The 16,190-nt window shown below is 67.8% G+C and carries 16 protein-coding genes; 3 read left to right on the forward strand and 13 right to left on the reverse strand.

The window, feature by feature from the left end; all coding sequences use genetic code 11:
• Nucleotides 1-17 precede the first annotated feature (17 nt).
• On the forward strand, nt 18-809 hold the full coding sequence (locus ACLJQ7_RS20900; protein WP_410649891.1) for an arginase family protein: 792 nt from the start codon (nt 18-20) through the stop codon (nt 807-809).
• A 220-nt stretch (nt 810-1,029) separates the two neighbouring features.
• Complete coding sequence (locus ACLJQ7_RS20905; protein ID WP_410649892.1) at nt 1,030-2,313, forward strand: PucR family transcriptional regulator; 1,284 nt, start codon at nt 1,030-1,032, stop codon at nt 2,311-2,313.
• Nucleotides 2,314-2,389: 76 nt separating this feature from the next.
• Here the strand turns inward: ACLJQ7_RS20905 and ACLJQ7_RS20910 are convergent, their stop codons facing one another.
• Both ACLJQ7_RS20910 and ACLJQ7_RS20915 read right to left on the reverse strand, forming a co-directional pair.
• Entirely contained in the window at nt 2,390-3,766 is a 1,377-nt protein-coding gene (locus tag ACLJQ7_RS20910; protein WP_410649893.1) for a DUF6801 domain-containing protein, read from the reverse strand.
• Nucleotides 3,767-3,939: 173 nt separating this feature from the next.
• Nucleotides 3,940-4,566 carry a DUF6801 domain-containing protein gene (locus ACLJQ7_RS20915; RefSeq protein WP_410649894.1) on the reverse strand — a complete coding sequence of 209 codons (627 nt, stop codon included), beginning with the start codon at nt 4,564-4,566 and terminating at the stop codon, nt 3,940-3,942.
• Between the two features lie 345 nt (nt 4,567-4,911).
• Between ACLJQ7_RS20915 and ACLJQ7_RS20920 the strand changes: the two genes are divergently transcribed.
• On the forward strand, nt 4,912-5,826 hold the full coding sequence (locus ACLJQ7_RS20920) for an RCC1 domain-containing protein (RefSeq protein ID WP_410649895.1): 915 nt from the start codon (nt 4,912-4,914) through the stop codon (nt 5,824-5,826).
• Between the two features lie 64 nt (nt 5,827-5,890).
• Here the strand turns inward: ACLJQ7_RS20920 and ACLJQ7_RS20925 are convergent, their stop codons facing one another.
• Genes ACLJQ7_RS20925 through ACLJQ7_RS20975 form a run of 11 tightly spaced genes read right to left on the reverse strand, consistent with a single transcriptional unit; the run spans nt 5,891 to nt 15,821 of the window.
• Nucleotides 5,891-6,550 (reverse strand): hypothetical protein, encoded by a 660-nt coding sequence (locus ACLJQ7_RS20925; protein ID WP_410649896.1) that lies wholly within the window; start codon nt 6,548-6,550, stop codon nt 5,891-5,893.
• 49 nt (nt 6,551-6,599) lie between these two features.
• The gene (locus tag ACLJQ7_RS20930; protein ID WP_410649897.1) at nt 6,600-7,190 is read right to left on the reverse strand and encodes a hypothetical protein; all 591 of its coding nucleotides are present in this window, start codon (nt 7,188-7,190) and stop codon (nt 6,600-6,602) included.
• Nucleotides 7,187-7,690 (reverse strand): hypothetical protein, encoded by a 504-nt coding sequence (locus ACLJQ7_RS20935; RefSeq protein WP_410649898.1) that lies wholly within the window; start codon nt 7,688-7,690, stop codon nt 7,187-7,189. Before ACLJQ7_RS20935 ends, ACLJQ7_RS20930 begins: the two co-directional genes overlap by 4 nt.
• Nucleotides 7,675-8,868 (reverse strand): MCE family protein, encoded by a 1,194-nt coding sequence (locus ACLJQ7_RS20940; protein WP_410649899.1) that lies wholly within the window; start codon nt 8,866-8,868, stop codon nt 7,675-7,677. Before ACLJQ7_RS20940 ends, ACLJQ7_RS20935 begins: the two co-directional genes overlap by 16 nt.
• Nucleotides 8,868-9,923, reverse strand: coding sequence for an MCE family protein (locus tag ACLJQ7_RS20945; RefSeq protein WP_410649900.1), 1,056 nt, complete (start codon nt 9,921-9,923; stop codon nt 8,868-8,870). Before ACLJQ7_RS20945 ends, ACLJQ7_RS20940 begins: the two co-directional genes overlap by 1 nt.
• Nucleotides 9,923-10,915, reverse strand: a complete 993-nt coding sequence (locus ACLJQ7_RS20950) for an MCE family protein (RefSeq protein ID WP_410649901.1) — start codon at nt 10,913-10,915, stop codon at nt 9,923-9,925. Before ACLJQ7_RS20950 ends, ACLJQ7_RS20945 begins: the two co-directional genes overlap by 1 nt.
• Nucleotides 10,912-11,901, reverse strand: coding sequence for an MCE family protein (locus tag ACLJQ7_RS20955; protein ID WP_410649902.1), 990 nt, complete (start codon nt 11,899-11,901; stop codon nt 10,912-10,914). Before ACLJQ7_RS20955 ends, ACLJQ7_RS20950 begins: the two co-directional genes overlap by 4 nt.
• Nucleotides 11,898-12,905 carry an MCE family protein gene (locus ACLJQ7_RS20960; protein WP_410649903.1) on the reverse strand — a complete coding sequence of 336 codons (1,008 nt, stop codon included), beginning with the start codon at nt 12,903-12,905 and terminating at the stop codon, nt 11,898-11,900. Before ACLJQ7_RS20960 ends, ACLJQ7_RS20955 begins: the two co-directional genes overlap by 4 nt.
• A complete protein-coding gene (locus ACLJQ7_RS20965) occupies nt 12,902-14,167 on the reverse strand; it encodes an MCE family protein (RefSeq protein ID WP_410649904.1) in 1,266 nt (421 codons plus the stop codon). Before ACLJQ7_RS20965 ends, ACLJQ7_RS20960 begins: the two co-directional genes overlap by 4 nt.
• Nucleotides 14,164-15,027 (reverse strand): MlaE family ABC transporter permease, encoded by an 864-nt coding sequence (locus tag ACLJQ7_RS20970; protein ID WP_034320451.1) that lies wholly within the window; start codon nt 15,025-15,027, stop codon nt 14,164-14,166. Before ACLJQ7_RS20970 ends, ACLJQ7_RS20965 begins: the two co-directional genes overlap by 4 nt.
• On the reverse strand, nt 15,027-15,821 hold the full coding sequence (locus tag ACLJQ7_RS20975; RefSeq protein WP_020630757.1) for an MlaE family ABC transporter permease: 795 nt from the start codon (nt 15,819-15,821) through the stop codon (nt 15,027-15,029). Before ACLJQ7_RS20975 ends, ACLJQ7_RS20970 begins: the two co-directional genes overlap by 1 nt.
• Nucleotides 15,822-16,190: the final 369 nt, after the last annotated feature.

Here is a 16,190-nt window from a genome sequence, read left to right on the forward strand (position 1 = left end):
GCCGCTAACGTGGACCGGTGCTGATCAACGCCGTACCTCAGTTTCAGGGCGCTCTGACCGAGCGCGCGCCGGAGTTGCCCGAAGGCTGTGTCGCGCTCGCCGAGCTGGCGGGCCACGTGCTGGGCGCGCCGGTGCACCACATCCGGCAGAGCCGCGAGACGTCGCCCGTGGTCGACGGCATCGCCAACCGCGCGGTGCTCACCGGCGCGAACCGGGCCGCGCAGCTCGCCGCGCTGGAGGCACCGGGCGGACCGGTGCTCACCATCGGCGGGGACTGCGGCGTCGAGCTGATCCCGATCGGGGTCGCGCGCTACCGCTTCGGGCCGGGGCTCGGCGTCGCCTGGTTCGACGCGCATTCCGACCTCAACACCGCGGAGACGTCGCCGTCGGGCGCGTTCCACGGCATGGTGCTGCGGTCACTGCTCGGCGAGGGCGACCCGGAGTTCGCCGCGGATCCGCCGGTCGAACCCGGGCGCGTCGTCCTCGCGGGAACGAGGGCCTTCGACGACGCCGAGCGGGCCGTGGTCGAGCGCGGGCTCGTCGTCGAGACCGATCCCGCTTCCGGCCTGGCCGGAGCGGACAAGGTCTACATCCATCTCGACCTCGACGTGCTCGACCCGGCGGAGTTCGACGGGCTGAACTATCCGGAGCCCGGCGGCTTGACGATCGAGCGCCTGGTGGCGATGCTTCGCGGGCTGAGCGGGTTCGAGGTCGTCGGCGCGGGGATCACCGAATGCGCCGGCACCGAGGTCCGCGTGCTGGAGCCCGTGCTCGAAGTACTCGGGGAATTGCTCACCGGAAAGCAGTGACGCTCCGTACTCATCGGCCGTTCGTACGAACCGTGCGAGGCGTTTGCCGGGCACTTGTCATCAAAGTTCAGGGACGACCCGTGATTTTGTCACGATGATGACAAGAAATCGGTTTCTTCTGCGAAAGGTGACACATTCACGAGCGACTTCACGATGTGTTCGTTGTCACCCCACGACGATCGTGGGATGTCCGGACGCTGGGCGGAGCAAAGGAGCTGCGATGTCGGTGGAGCGCGGAATCGAACACGCTGCGCAGCCCCCTGCGGCCCTTCCCCGCAAGCTCGCCGACATTTTGCGACCGGAACTGGGCAGTCTCGCCAACGAGATCGTCGACGAGATCCGGGCGACCATCCCCGCGTACGCGCGCCCGCTCGACGGGCCGTACGGCAAGTCGATCCGCGCGGGCGTCGAGTACGCGATCACGTTGTTCGTCGCCCAGATCGCCGATCCGAGCGTCTCCAAGGAACAGTCGCACGAGGTCCACCACCGGCTCGGGCAGAACGAGATGCGGGAAGGTCGCAGCCTCGACACCCTCCAGTCGGCGTACCGGGTCGGCGCCAGGGTTTCGTGGCGGCGCATCATGCGGGTCGGCCGCCGCAGCGGCCTTTCGTCGGCGGTGATGTCGCAACTGGCCGACGCGATGCTCGCGTTCATGGACGAACTCGCGTCCGTCGCGCTGGACGGGTACCTCGAAGCGAAGGCGCGCACCGCGGGGGCACTGGACACGTGGCGCCGCAAACTGCTGCACCTGGTGCTGGAAACACCGCCCGCGCCGTCGAAGGCGATCGCGGAACTCGCGCAGCTGACCGGCTGGCCGGTGCCCGAGCGCGCGACGCCGGTGGTGCTGCACCCGATCGGCGACACCGTCAGGCCCCGGCGGCACAACGCGGTGGATTCGGACGTCCTCGCCGAACTCGACTGCGCCGAGCCGCGTGTGCTCGTCCCCGGCGAGCTCTCCATCGCCCGCCTGGCCACTTTGCAGGCCGCGCTGCCGGACTACCGGCTCTCGATCGGCCCGTGCCGGCCGCTGGACTCCGTCGCCGATTCCCTCCGCTGGGCACGCGAGGCCCTGCACCTGTCCGAACGCGGCATCATCCAGGCCCGCCGGGTGATCCGCGCCGAAGAACACCTCGCCACCCTGCTCGTGAACGCCGACGCCGCGCTGACCTGCCAGCTCCGAGATCGCCTGTTCGCCCCGCTCGCGGAGATGACCGGGAAGCAGCGGGAACGGCTGCTCGAAACCCTGCGGGCTTGGCTCGACAGCCAAGGCAACGTCGTCGACATCGCCGAGCGTCTCCAGGTGCATCCGCAGACCGTCCGATACCGCATGCGGCAGCTGCAGGCGACCTTCGGCGAGCACCTGCGTGACCCGGGGGCGCGGTTCGAGATGGAACTCGCACTGCGGGCTGGTGTCAGTCCTTCTTCGGCGTCAGCGGGATTCACGCTGCCGGAGGTGCTTCCGGTGCCGCGCAAGAGTCCACAGTGGACACCGAGTGGATCTTAGGCCTCGCAGTGAAGGCCTCCTTCCCTACCTTGAGAGTAGGGAAGGAGGCCTTTACGGAACATCGGGGTCGAACGAGTCAGCGGCGCGCCACCGGCGGATCGACGTTCGGGCACTTGCGCTCCAGGTCCCAGGGCAACCCCACCTGGTTGACCCCGACACAAGCCTGGTTCCCCGGCCCTGACGCCATCCCGCTCAACAGCGAGTCGAGATCCTCCTTCACGCCGCAGCCCGAGAACGGGGGCAGGGTGAAGTCCTGATAGGCGGGATCCGTCCACTTCGGATCGGTGCGCACGACGCCACCGGTGAACATGCCGTACTTCTCCCCGCGGAGATTGATCTTGATCGGCTCGGCGGTGAGGCAGTTGTCACCGACGTCGAGGCCGACCCCGTTGATGGTGACACCGCTCAGTTTCCCGTAGACCTTGAGCGGGGTGAGGACGGTCGAGCTGCCCTCCGGTTCCGGGATCGAGACGCCGTCGACGTCGATGATGTGATTGCCGGTCGCGTGGTCCTCCGGAAGCAGTTCCATGGTCGCGGTGATCGGGACGAAGCCGAACCCGAGGAAGGTCACCTTGCTCGGCGGCATGATCACGGAGCCGGTGATCTTGCCGGGCCCTTCGGTGTTCTCCAGGTCGACGTGCCACACCGCGTTGACCATGAACGCGGGCTTCAACCGGGCGAAGGCGCCGAGTTTCGTGATCGACGACGTGCCCTGAAGTTCGAACGGCTGCAACGCGATGGGATACAGGCCGCTGGCGTGGACGTCTTCCGCGGCCCGCACGTCGGCCCCGGGCTTGTTCGGCTCCCCGGGTTTGCCGGACTGTGGCTTGGGCTTCCCGAGTGGCAGGAGCGCCACACTGCCGAGCAGCGTGTTCTGGTCCGGCGCCTGGGTGCAGGTGATCGGTTCGAGCGGCGTCTCGGCGGCGGTCAGCGCGAGCGACGGCGCGCCCGTGCTCAGCCGCAGCTCGGACGGCACGTTCAGCAGGATGTCGGGGACGGTGCCGGTCGCGATCAGCTTCAGCTCGCCGGTGGCGGGCACCTTCGTCGTCGGGATCGTCAGGGTCACCGGGATCGGGGTCTTCTTGTCCCCGTTCGCGGCGGTGAGCTCGACGGTCGCGCCGCCCGTGACCTCGGTGACGGGGCCGAGTGATCCTTCGCCGATCGTGAAGGTCAGTGAGAAGTCCTTGACCTGTACGGGCTTTCCGGTCTGGACGACCTTCGGCAGCGTCGCCTTGACGTCCATGGTGACCGGTCGTTTCCCGGCGGGATCCGGGAAGACACAGGTGTTCGCGAGACTCTGGTGCGCGGACGTGGCGCCTTGCAGCGGTTCCGGCGGTGGTGTGGCCGGATCGGTGGCGGCCGAAGAGGACAGTGCGCCGCTCACGCCTGCGAGCAGGATCACGCCCGCCAGAACGGGAAACCTCCCGAGTGCCCGGCGAACCTGCTGCGTCATGAGTGTTCCTCTCCTGCCTTGCGCTGGTGTGTCACGTGATCGGGATCGCCGCGCCGAACACGACGGTCGCGGCCGTGGCGGCTCGGCGGACCTGCCGTCCCATGGGGATTCCCTTCACGTCACGTGGTGGAGGCCGTGCGGGGCGGGCGTCCCCGCCCCGCACGGATGGTTCATCAGGTGATGGTGATCGCCGGGCTGAACGCGCGGTTCTGCGCCGGGTTGGTGTTCTTCACGGTGCAGTTGAAGTTCCACGCCGTCCAGGTGCCGTCCTTCTTGTGGAAGTCCAGCGGCGCGTTGATCGTGGTACCGAGCGAGGCGGTCGACGAACCGGGGGTGCCCGCCGTGAACGTCGGGACGCCCGTGCCCGCGTCCTGGACGATGTTGAACGTCCGCGGACCCGGCACATACGGGTTGATCTGCGTCGGGACGTCCAGGTTCGTCACCGTCGCCGAAGCCGGTGAGGCGTTGGTGACCGTGACCGGCATGTTCGCCTTGCCGCGCACGCCGTCGTAGTTGGCGGCGTTGAGCAGCGCGTTGATGGTGGCGTTGATGGTGGCGGAGCCAGCGACGGACGCCGGGGTGAAGGTGCCGCCGGCGGCGACCGAGTCCGGTCCGGTGAAGTTCGCCTTCACGTCCAGCTGCTGCTGGCCGATTCCGGGGAAGTTGCACATGTAGGCGACGGTGCCGGTGGCGTAGGTGGTCGCGGCGGCGGCCGTGCCGGCGGTGAGCACGGCGACGGCGCCGAACACGATGCCGGTGGTGGCGACGCCGGCTGACAACTTGCCAAGTCTGCGGGACATACCTGTCATCTCCTTTGATCCAGTTTACGTCTCGGGTGGCTTTCCCCATGCGCCTTTCGGCGGATTTTTCTGATCGAATATGCTCGACTCGAGCGGCTTTCTCGGTGGTGGGGTAAACCGAGGTTACCCGCGAGTTATGTACGTAACAAGGATTCATGTCGACATGTTTCGGAGTGGGTGCGGGGCCCGTTCTTTCTTGTCAGCGTGCGCTGAATTCGATTATGAAGTTTGTCCGCGGGTGACAAAGAGGCGGCCGACCGGTGGAACCGGGTTAACATTCCGCCCATGTCTTCCGAGAATCGACGAATCCGATCACGGCGGGTAGCGGGCGTCGCGATTACCGTAATGATCGCAACGGTTTCCCTTTCCGGTACGGCAAGCGCCGCGCCGACCGGCGAAGCGCGGCCATGGGGAAGCAACGACTACGGGCAGGGGACCATACCGGCCGCGGCGCTCGGCGCCAGCGCGGTCTCCGCGGGTGCGATCACCCACCTCGCGCTCAAGGACGGCGGGGTGATCGCCTGGGGGAACGACAGTTACGGTCAGCTGGCCGTCCCGTCCGCGGCCACGTCCGGGGTTTCGGCGATCGCCGCCGGCTGGGCGCACGAACTCGCGCTGAAGAACGGCGGCGTCATCGCCTGGGGCAACGGCTTCTACGGTCAGAACGTGGTGCCGCCGGCCGCGACGTCGGGGGTCACGGCGATCTCCACCAGCGCGTACTTCAACCTGGCGCTCAAAACGAACGGCAGCGTGCTGAGCTGGGGTTCGAGGACGGCCGTGCCCACGACGGTTTCGTCCGGGGTCACCGCGATCTCGGCGGGCGGCGATCACGGGCTGGCGCTCAAGAACGGCGGCGTCGTCGCCTGGGGCAGCAACGGGAAAGGCCAGATCACCGTGCCCGCGGCGGCCACGTCCGGGGTGTCGGCGGTCTCCGCCGGATTCCGGCACAGCATCGCGCTGAAGAACGGCGGCGTCCTCGCGTGGGGCGACAACTTCTACGGCCAGGCCACGGTTCCGCCGGAGGCGCAGTCCGGCGTGGTCGCCATCGACGCGGGCTTCAACCACAACGTCGCGCTGAAAGCCGACGGGAGCGTCTTCGCCTGGGGCAGCAACGTGAAGTCGGAAAGCCGTGACACCAGCACGGAACCGCCGACGGATTTCTGGAAGTTCTCCGGCGTGTGCGCTCCGGTCTACTCCGTTTCCGCTGGTGACAGCACTGGGGTCGCCCTGGTGGACCCGACGGCTCCGTACTTCTGCTGACCGGCCGTGAAGGCCTTCTTCCCTACCTTGAGGGTAGCCAAGGAGGCCTTCACGGACCTGGGCGTCAGGACAGGTTGGACTTCATGCTCAGGTTGATGGTGTTGTCCGGCCCCGAGATCAACGCCCCCAGCGCGAGGTCGTTGATGAAGCAGTCCTTGAACTCCGGGATGGTGAACGTCCCCGAAGACGGGATGGTCGGCGCGAACAGGTCGACGTTCTTCGACACCAGGGTCAGGTCCAGCGGCTTGACCGTTTTGCAGGCGTTCGGCACCGTCGGCAGCGGGATGACCGGCCAGAACAGGCCGACCACGATGTTGTCGATCAGCATGTTCGCCTGCGAGTGGGTGGTCAGGTCGCCGTTGGCGAGCGTGCCGGTGACCGGGCCGGTCGGCTCGATCCGCACGCGGGCCTTGATCTTGAAGACACCCGAGACCAGCGAGATGTTCGCCGTCGAGGGCGGCAGGGACAGGTTTCCGCGGATGCCGACGTTGTCACCGTCGATGACCAGTGCGCCGTCGAGCTGGCCGGGGCCGAGGTCGAGGGTGCCGCCGGTCTTCTTCACCGTGGTCTTCCCGGTGACGGTGTAGGACACCGGGATCTCCACCGGATCGTCCGCGAGGGCGGGGGTCGCGGCGAGGCTGCCCGCCATGGCGAGCGCGGACGTGAGCGCGACGACCGTGCCGAGACGGCGACGGGCGGTTTTCGGGCGCGTTCGACCGAACATGGGTTTCTCCTCGTTTTCTCTCCTGGTTTACAAAGCGGACGAATGAGGGTTACCGGGGGACGAGATCGGTGATGACCCAGTTGTCGCCTTCGCGTTCCGCGGTGATCGAAAGCTGGGCCGCGGCCGTTGTCGAAGAATTGTTGTCGGCTCGGGTGGCCGCTTGATCGAGGAATACCAGCAGCCTCGCTTTACCGCCGCCGAGTTCCTGGACGGCGGATGAGGAGACGCGGGTGGTGAGGACGAGTTTCTGCGCCGGGGCCTTTTCCCGGACTTGGGCGAACAACTGGTTGTACGACTCCAGCGCCTTGCCTCTGAGCACAGACGCGGCCGCCTTTTCGGTGGCGTCGGTCCGGTCGTAGGAATAGGAGAAGATCTTGTCGAGCGCCACGGTCACCGCGGAGTTCACCTCGGCGGTCGCGCCGACGTCGGTGAGCGCGGTGTTGGCCGCCGACGGCGTCGCCGAGATCGACCTCGCCTCCAGCGCGAACCACACCCCGGCCGCCACCAGGACGGCCGCCGCGACCAGCAGGATCAACGGTACCTTCGGGCGGCGCGGCCGCTTTTCGGCGACGACCTCGGCGTCGGTTTCGGCATCGGGTCCGGCATCGGGTTCGACGGAAGCGTCGGCGGTGGCGGTCATCGCGCACCCACCGGCAGCTGGTCGAGCGCGCTGAGCTTCCAGCCCTCGTCCGTCCTGGTCAGCCCGGCGGCGAACCGGTTGCGTTTCGCCGCCGGCGCCGCGCCCTCCTTCGCCATCGTGATCTCCACCGACGCCAGCATCTTGGCCGTCCCCGCGTGGTCGTCCAGTTCGCTGATCGCCGCGTCGAGCACCTTGCCCGTCGAGACGGTCGCGTCCTTGGTGAGCGTCCGTTTCGTCGCGTCGTCGGCCTTGCCGAGCTGATCGCGCAGCGGGCCGGTGGACGCGGCGAGCCAGTCGGCGATGCCCTGGTCGACGCGGTGGTGGTCGAGGCTCGTCAGCCGGGCGACGAGTTCGCGCCCGGACTTCAGGGCTTCGTCGCGCGAATTCCCGTAGGCCACGGCCTCGGAACCCGTCGCGGTGAACCAGGTGTACCCGGCCCATCCGGCGAACGCGCAGGCCGCGGCGAACACGGCGATCGCGATCTTCAGTTGCGCAGCCACAACATCTCCTCGAGGCTGGTGGACGTCGGCTGGCCGTTCGCGCCGAAACCGCCGGGGATCGCGGCGGGCGGGACGCCGCCCTTCGGCGCGTTCTGCGAGCCGCGGACCGAACTCGCGTTGCCCCTTTCGAGCGTGCACGCGGCACCGGTGTTGAACGACAGCGGCGAGAGATCCCTGCTGTCGCGGATCGTTGTGTCTTCATAGCCCTTGGTGCACGGCATCGGATCGAAGAAGGTCAGGACCATCTCGGTCCTCACGGACCCCCCGTCGACGGCGGCGTCGACCGCGGACACCGCCTTCGGGGTGTTGATCAGCAGCTGACGGAGGCCGTCGGTACGCGCCGAAAACACCTGCGACGTGGTGAGCAGGTTCGCCAGCAGGATCGGCAGGCCCGGCTCGTTGTCCCGCAGCAGCCCGGAGAGCTGGGTCGCCGCGTCGGGCGCGGTCACGATCAGCCGCCGCAGGTCACCGTCCGAACGGGACAGCTGTTCGGCGAACTGTTTGGCGTTGCCGCTGAACTGCCGCCACGCCTGCGACGAGTCGACCTGGGTCTTCAGCACGGTCGAGCCGTCGGTGATCAGCTTCTCCGTCTGCGGCAGGTGGTTCGCGGCCTGTTTCGTGAAGTCGGTGGTGGAGTCCAGCAGCACCTGGAGGTTCGCGCCGGAACCGCGCAGGGCGTTGTCGAGTTCGTCGACCACCGTCCGCAGATCCTCGGTCGGCACGGACGCGGTCAGCGAGTCCAGGTCCGTCAGCAGATGCTGCACCGGCAGCGGAAGGGCCGTCGCCTCGCGCGGGATGACCGAACCTTCGGCGAGGTACGGCCCGTCGCCGGTCCGCGGCTGGAGGTCGACGAACTGCTCGCCCACCGCGGACCGGTTCGCCACGACGGCCCGCGAGTTCGCGGGAATCGGGGGCGCGTCGTCGTCGATCAGCAGATCCGCTTCCATGCCGCCGTCGGTGAGCCGCAGTTCGCCGACCCGGCCGACGGCGACGCCCCGGTAGGTCACCTCGCCGTTGGTGAACAGACCGCCGCCGTCGGTCAGCGCGAGCTTCACGGTGTACCCGCTCGCCCCGAAGAGCCGGTCGAGTCCCGCGTAGCTGGCGCCGACGAACGCCGTCGTCGCCAGCGCGAGGATGACGAACGCGATCACCTGGATCCGGACACGGGTGGTGAGCATCAGCTACCTCCGGATGACGGCAGCGGCAAGGTCGGGAGCCCCGGCGGGACCCCTTCGCCCGGCGGAGGGAGTTCGACGCCCGGCGCGGGGATGACCGAGGCGTAGACGTTCAGGTAGTCGCCCTTGATGCCGTCGCGGACGGCGTCGGTGAACGGGAACGTCGGCAGGATCTCCAGCGATTTGGGCAGGCTCTCACCGGCGTCGGCCAGCCGCTTGAGGATCGGCGCGAGCGCGGTGAGGTCCGCGACGAGGTCGGCCCGGCTCTTCTTGATCACGTCGACGCCGACCCCGGAGAGCCGATCCAGCGCCTGCAGCATCGAGACGAGCTGGGTGCGCTGGTCGGACAGGCTCTGGAGGCCGGGCGTGAGATCGGTGAGTGCGCCTTCGACCTGCTTTTTCCGGTTCGCCAAGGTCGTCGAGAGCCGGTTGAGCCCGTCGAGGGCGGAGGTGATGTCGGAGCGATGTGTGTCCAGGTTGGACACCAGCTGTTCCACAGTGGACAGGAACGAGCGGATCTCCTCCTCGTTGCCGTCCATCACCTTCGACAGCTCCCGGTTGATGGTCTGCAACTGACCGATCCCGCCGCCGTTGAGCAGCAGGGACAGCGCGCCGAAGATCTCCTCGAACTCCGGGTTGCGGTTCGTGCTCGCGACGGGGATCACCCCGCCTTCACCCAGCCTGCCCTCGGCCTTCGCCGCGCTCGGGGCGAGTTCGATGAACTTCTCGCCGAGCAGGCTGGATTGCCGCAGCCGCGCGATGGCGTTGGCGGGCAGGTGGACGTCGCCGTTGACCGCCAGAACGGTCTCGGCCGTCCAGCCGTCTTCGCCGAGCTTGATCGTCTCGACCCGGCCGACCGGGACGTCACCGACCTTCACCGCGGCCTGCGGGACCAGGTCGAGGACGTCGGCGAACCGCACGGTCACCCGGTACGGATGGTCGCCGATGTCCGCGCCGCCGGGCAGCGGCAGGTCGTAGACGCCCTTGAAATCCGAGGAACAGGCGGTGAGCGCGACACAGCACGCGGCGAGCGCGGCGATCGCCCGGTTCGTGGCCATCAACGCCCCCCGGTGTAGGTGGCGCCGGCGACGGGCAGCGGGAGCGGGGCGTATTCGAGCAGGTTGCCGCGGGTCTGCAGCTTGCCGGTCTTCGGGTCGACGGCTTCGAGCACGTTCGTCACCGCCAGCGGGATCGTGTCGAGGGTTTCGGCCAGCGCCGCGCGTTTGTCGACCAGCGTCCCGGTGGTCACCGTGAGCTTGTCCACATTGGACTTGATCAGCGCGCGGTTGTCCTTGATGAACTGCTGGATCTCCGCCAGCGCGCCGCCGAGGCCGTTGAGGGCACGGGCGAGCTCGTCCTTGTTCCGCGCGAGCGTGCCGGTCACCGAGGCGAGCTGCTTGTTGACCTCGCTGACGTTCCGGTCGTTGGTGGCCAGCATCGAGGTGAACCGCTGCAGTTCGTCGACGGTGGCGAACAGGTTCTGCGAGTTCCCCGACAGGGTCCTGGCGAGGTCGGCGAAGTTGCGCACCGACTCGTTGAACGGCTTGCCATTGCCCTGAAGGTTCTTCGCGCCGGTGCGGAGCAGCTCCGAGAGGGCGCCGTCGGCGTTCGCGCCCTTGGGGCCGAGCGCCTTGGCGAGGGTGTCGAGGCTGGAGTAGAGCTGGTCGAGTTCCACCGGCGTTCCGGTGCGCTCGACCGGGATCACCGCGCCGTCGTCCAGCCGGTTCCCGGCGCGGGTGAGCTTGGTGAACTGGACGTAGCGGTCGGCCACCACGCTCGGCGCCACGACCAGGACGTTCGTGTCGGCGGCGATCGGGGTCGACCCCTCGACGGTCAGGACGACCTTGACCCGCTCCCCTTCCGGGTCCACCGATTCGACCTGGCCGACGCGGACGCCGAGCACCCGCACGTCCGATCCGCTGTAGACGCCGACGGCGCGTGAGAAGTACACGGTGACACGGTCGAGCCCGCTGCCGGAGAAGATCCACCAGAGACCGCCGACGACGGCCAGCGCGAGTACGAGCGCGAGGGTGACGAATCTGCTGGTCACCGGCCACCTCCAGGGATCGGCGCGGTGCAGGGATCCCGGTTCTCCGGGACGAGCCCGCACAGATAGCCGTCCACCCAGCGCCCGTTGCCGAGCGAGTTGTTCACCACGCGGAAGTACGGCGCGGCGAGGTCGAGGCTCTTGGCGAGATTGTCGTTCTGCCGCCGCAGGATGTCGGTCACCTCTCCGAGCTGTCTGAGCGCTCCGCCGAGCTGGTCCTTGTTGTCCTTCACCAGTCCCGAAAGCTGGGTGGCGAGCTCTTGCGAGCCGGTCAGCAGGTCGTGGATCGCCTGCCGCCGGTTGTCCAGTTCGGTCAGCAGGAGGTTGCCGTCCGAGAGGAGTTTGGCGAAGTCGTCGTTCGAGTTCGCGAGCGTCGTGGTGAGGCCGTGCGCGTTGGACAGCAGGCTGGCGAGCTCGGTGTCCCTGGAGGACACGGTCTTCGACAACGAGGTCAGCCCTTCGAGCGCCTTCTTGATATGCGCGGGCGAGTTCTTGAACGTGTCGCTCAGCGTGGTGAAGCTCTCCGCGAGCTGGTCGGTGTCGATGGCGCCCGCGGTGTCGGCCAGCCCGTTGAACGCCTCGGTGACGTCGTACGGTGTCACGGTCCTGGTACGCGGGATGAGCTGCCTCGGGTTCTGCACCGTCTCGCCGGTCGGGCGCAGGGCGAGGAACTTCCGGCCCAGCAAGGTCTTGATCTTGATCTCGGCGGCGGTCCTGTCGCCGATCCAGGCGTCCTTGACCCGGAAGCTCACCACCACGTGGTCTTCGGCGAGCCGGACGTCGCTCACCTCGCCGACCTTGATCCCGGCGATGCGGACCTCGTCGTCCTCCTGCAACCCTGCCGCTTCGGAGAATTCGGCCTGATAGGTGGTTCCGGAGCCGATGATCGGGAGGTTCTCGTAGTTGAGCGTCGCGGTCAGCAGCGCGGCCGCGACGGCGCTGCCGACGACGCCGATGACGATCGGATTCCGCTCCTTGAAGGGTTTCACGACGTGCACCTCTCCGCCGTCGCCGGTACCCCGCGCGGAGGTTGGGTCCGCAGGACGGACGAGCACAGGTAGAAGTTCATCCACGATCCGTAGGAGCCGATCCGGCCGAGGTCGTTCAGCTTCCCCGGGAGCTCGGTCAGGACGCGGTCGACTTCGGCTTTGCCTTCGTCGGTCGTCAGCTGACCGGAGAGCAGGCCGAGGCCTTCGATGCTGTCCTTGAGCGGTTTCCTGCCCTGTTCGAGCAGACCGGCCGTGGCGGTGGTGAGATCCGCGAGCCCGGACACGGCCTCCCCGATCTCGGTGCGGTCACCGGCGAGCCCGGCCACCAGCTCCTTCAGCGTGGAGACCAAAGTGGACAATGCGTCACCCTTGCCGTTGATGCTCTTCAGCACGGTGTCCAGGTTCGTGATCACGTCGCCGATCACCTTGTCGCGGCCGGCGAGCGTGGTGGTCAGCGAACCGGTGTGCGCCAGCAGGCTTTCCACCGTGCCGCCTTCGCCCTGCAGCACCTGCACGATCTCGCCGGAGAGCTGGTTGACGTCCTTGGGCGACAACGCCTGGAACAGCGGTTTGAAGCCGTTGAACAGTTCCGTGAGATCCAGCGCGGGCGTCGTGCGCTCCAGTGGGATCTCCGCGCCGGGTTCCAGGAACTCGCGGGTGCCCTTGCCGCGTTCGAGCGCGATGTAGCGCTGGCCGACCATGTTGCGGTACTTGATCACCGCGGTCACGTCGGCGGGCAGCCTGCGCTGGGAGTCGAGGGAGAACCGGATGCGCGCCAGGCTGTGGTCAGCGATCTCGAGTTCCTCGATCTGGCCGACCCGGACCCCGGAGATCCGGACGTCGTCGCCGACGTTGAGCGACGTGGCGTCGAGGAACTTGGCGCTGTAGGTCTTCGTGTCACCGAGGCCGGTGTTCGTGATGGACACCGCCAGCAGCACCGTGGCCAGCGTCGTGACGACGACGAAGATCAGCCCCTTGATCAGCGGGCTCACGAAATTCCTCATCGCAGGGTCACCTCCGTGCCCCGGTAGAGCGGGCCGACGAGCACGCTGCCCCAGGCGGGGACCTGCGCCGCCGGGACGCCGATGGACGGCGCGACCAGGGTGGAGATCAGTTCCCGTTCCTGCGGCGAATTCGCCAGGCCGAGATCGCCCTGCGCGCCAGGGAGCGCCGCGGTCCGCTCACCGGTCGCCACGATCCCTTGGCTCATCAGGCCGTTCGACGGGTAGCAGCGCGGTTCGCCGGTGGCGTTGTAGACCGGGTCGTCCTTGCCCGGTAGGTACTTGCCGCGGGGCTCGGTGACGGTGATCTCCGCGTGCAGGCCCGGTTCGTCGGTTCCGGCGCCCAGTACCTTGTCCATCTGCGGTTTCAGCTTGGCGAGCGCGTCCAGCGTGCAGGCGAAACTCGGCGAGTACTTCGCGGCGACCTCCAGCGGTGCGCGGCTGTCGGCGGCGAGCGCGATGATGTTGGCGCGGTTGTTGGCGAGGAACGTCGTTATCTGCTGGGAGGACGCCGTCACCTGCTGGTACACCGTAGCCAGCTCGGCCCGTTTCTCCTTGACGGTGTCGAGGGTGACGGCCGAAGCGCTCAGCGCGTCGAGCAGATCCGGCGCGATGTCCCCGTACAGCCGCGAAACCGTGGCCAGATCGCGGATGTTGTCGTTCAGCTTCGGCAGGTTCGGGTTGAAGTCCTTCAGATAGGCGGCCGCGGTGGCGAGCGTGTCGCCGATCTGGTCGCCCCGGCCTTCCAGCGCGGTGGCGACGGTGGTCAGCGTGGTCGCGAGCTTCTGCGGTTGCACGGCCTTGAGCAGGGGCAGCAGATTGTCGAACACCCGCTCCAGCTCGATCGCGTTGGCCGAACGGTCCTGGCCGATCACGTCGCCGGAGGCCAGCGGTGCCGCGGTCGAACCGTCCGGAATGGACAGTTGCACGTACCGCTCGCCGAACAGCGTCTTCGGCACGAGCAGCGCGGACACGTTCTTGGGCAGTTTCGAGATCTTGCCGGGCTCCATGGCCAGATCGATCTCCGCGCCGCCCGGCGTCGCGCGGACGTCACGGATCTCGCCGACCACCACGCCGCGGGCCTTGACCTGCCCGCCCGTGCGCAACTGGTTGCCGACGCGGTCCGCCTGCAGTGTCACCGGCACGGAGTCGACGAAATCCTTCCGGTAGATCTTGATCGACAGCAGCACGAGGGCGGACATCACCACGAGGAACAGCACCCCGGCCGTCCTGACCCCGGCTTTGCGCAGCCCGCGCCGGCTCATCCGGCCACCTGCACCGTCGTGGTCGCGCCCCAGATCGCGAGGCTGAGGAAGAAGTCGAGCACGCTGACCGCCACGATCGCCGTCCGCACCCCGCGTCCGACGGCGACGCCGACGCCCGCCGGGCCGCCGCTCGCGCGGAAGCCGTAGTAACAGTGGGCGAGCACGATCACGACGCTGAACACCAGCACCTTGCCGAACGACCAGAGCACGTCACCCGGTGGCAGGAACAGCAGGAAGTAGTGGTCGTAGGTGCCCGCGGACTGGCCGTAGAACCAGACGGTGATCTGGCGTGACGCGAGATACGAGGTCAGCAGGCCGATCGCGTACAACGGGATGACCGCGAGGAAACCCGCGATGATCCGGGTGGTCACCAGGTACGGGACGCTGGGGATGCCCATCACTTCCAGCGCGTCGATCTCCTCGGAGATCCGCATGGCGCCCAGCTGCGCGGTGAAACCGCAGCCGACCGTGGCCGACAACGCCAGCCCGGCCACGAGCGGCGCGATCTCGCGCGTGTTGAAGTACGCGGAGACGAACCCGGCGAACGCCGACGTGCCGACCTGGTTGAGCGCCGAGTACCCCTGGAGCCCGACGACCGTGCCGGTGAACACGGTCATCCCGATCATCACGCCGATCGTGCCGCCGATGACCGCGAGCGCGCCGCTGCCGAAACTGACTTCGGCCAGCAGGCGGGTGATCTCGCGCAGGTAGCGGCGCACCGCGCGCGGCACCCAGGCGAGCGCCTTGAGGAAGAAGAGGATCTGGTCGCCGAGCGTGTCCAGGAACCCGAACCGGCGATCGACGGCCTCGCGGACCCGCGTCGCCCGGGTGCTCGTGGGGGGAGGTGTCGTCGTGACCATCAGCTGCCCTTCGCCGGGACGAGCTGCAGGTAAAGCGTCGTCAGCACGAGGTTCAACAGGAACAGGAGGAGGAAGGTGATGACCACGGATTGGTTCACCGCGTCACCGACGCCTTTCGGGCCGCCTTTCGGATTGAGCCCGCGATAAGAGGCGACGATCGCCGCGACGAAACCGAAGATGACCGCCTTGATCTCGCTGATCCAGAGGTCCGGAAGCTGCGCGAGAGCGGAGAAACTGGCCAGATACGCACCCGGTGTCCCGTTCTGCATGATGACGTTGAAGAAATAGCCGCCGAGGACGCCGACCACGCTGACCATTCCGTTGAGGAATGCGGCGACCCCCATCGCGGCGAGCACTCTCGGCACGATCAGGCGCTGGATGGGGGAGACCCCGAGCACCTCCATCGCGTCGATCTCCTCGCGGATCGTGCGGGACCCGAGGTCCGCGCACATCGCCGAGCCGCCGGCGCCCGCGATCAGCAACGCCGTCACGATCGGGCTGGCCTGCTGGATGATCGCCAGCACACTGGCCGCGCCGGTGAAGGACTGCGCCCCGATCTGCGCGGTCAGCGAACCGATGTGCAGCGCGATCACCGCACCGAACGGGATCGCGACCAGCGCCGTCGGCAGGATCGACACACTCGCGATGAACCAGAACTGCTGGATCAGCTCGCGTGCCTGGAACGGCCGCCGGAAGGTCAGGCGGACGACATCGAGGCCGAGTGAGTAGAGCCTTCCGGTCTCCCGGATCGCACCCGCGCCGGGGAATGAGGGTGCGTTAGTCCGGACGCCCACGCCGACCCTCCCGTTTTCCGGGCACGGCGAATACACCCCAGCTTGCGCAATTCCTTTGCTCCGAATGGCGGAACGGAATCGTTGAACAGTATCAACGGGGCGTTACCGTGCTGTTTGCTACTGGTCGGTACGCTAATCACGCGCCTGCCTGGTGACAAGAACTTCGGTGTGATCAAGACGTCACGTCCTGGTAACCGGAGAATTCTTGTCCTTTTCTGACAAAGGCGGGCTCGGGCCTTGTCCGTTCTTTCGTGTCCGGCGGCGCGTTGGTCCATTCGTGGCGCGGGGGTGGGTGAGAGCCGGTCCGCCTGGGTCGCTTGGACGCGCCGCCGGCCCGCCTCCGGATGCCATGAAAGGTCCTTTCCTTGC

This window comes from Amycolatopsis sp. cmx-4-54, assembly GCF_046548895.1.
GTDB lineage: Bacteria > Actinomycetota > Actinomycetes > Mycobacteriales > Pseudonocardiaceae > Amycolatopsis.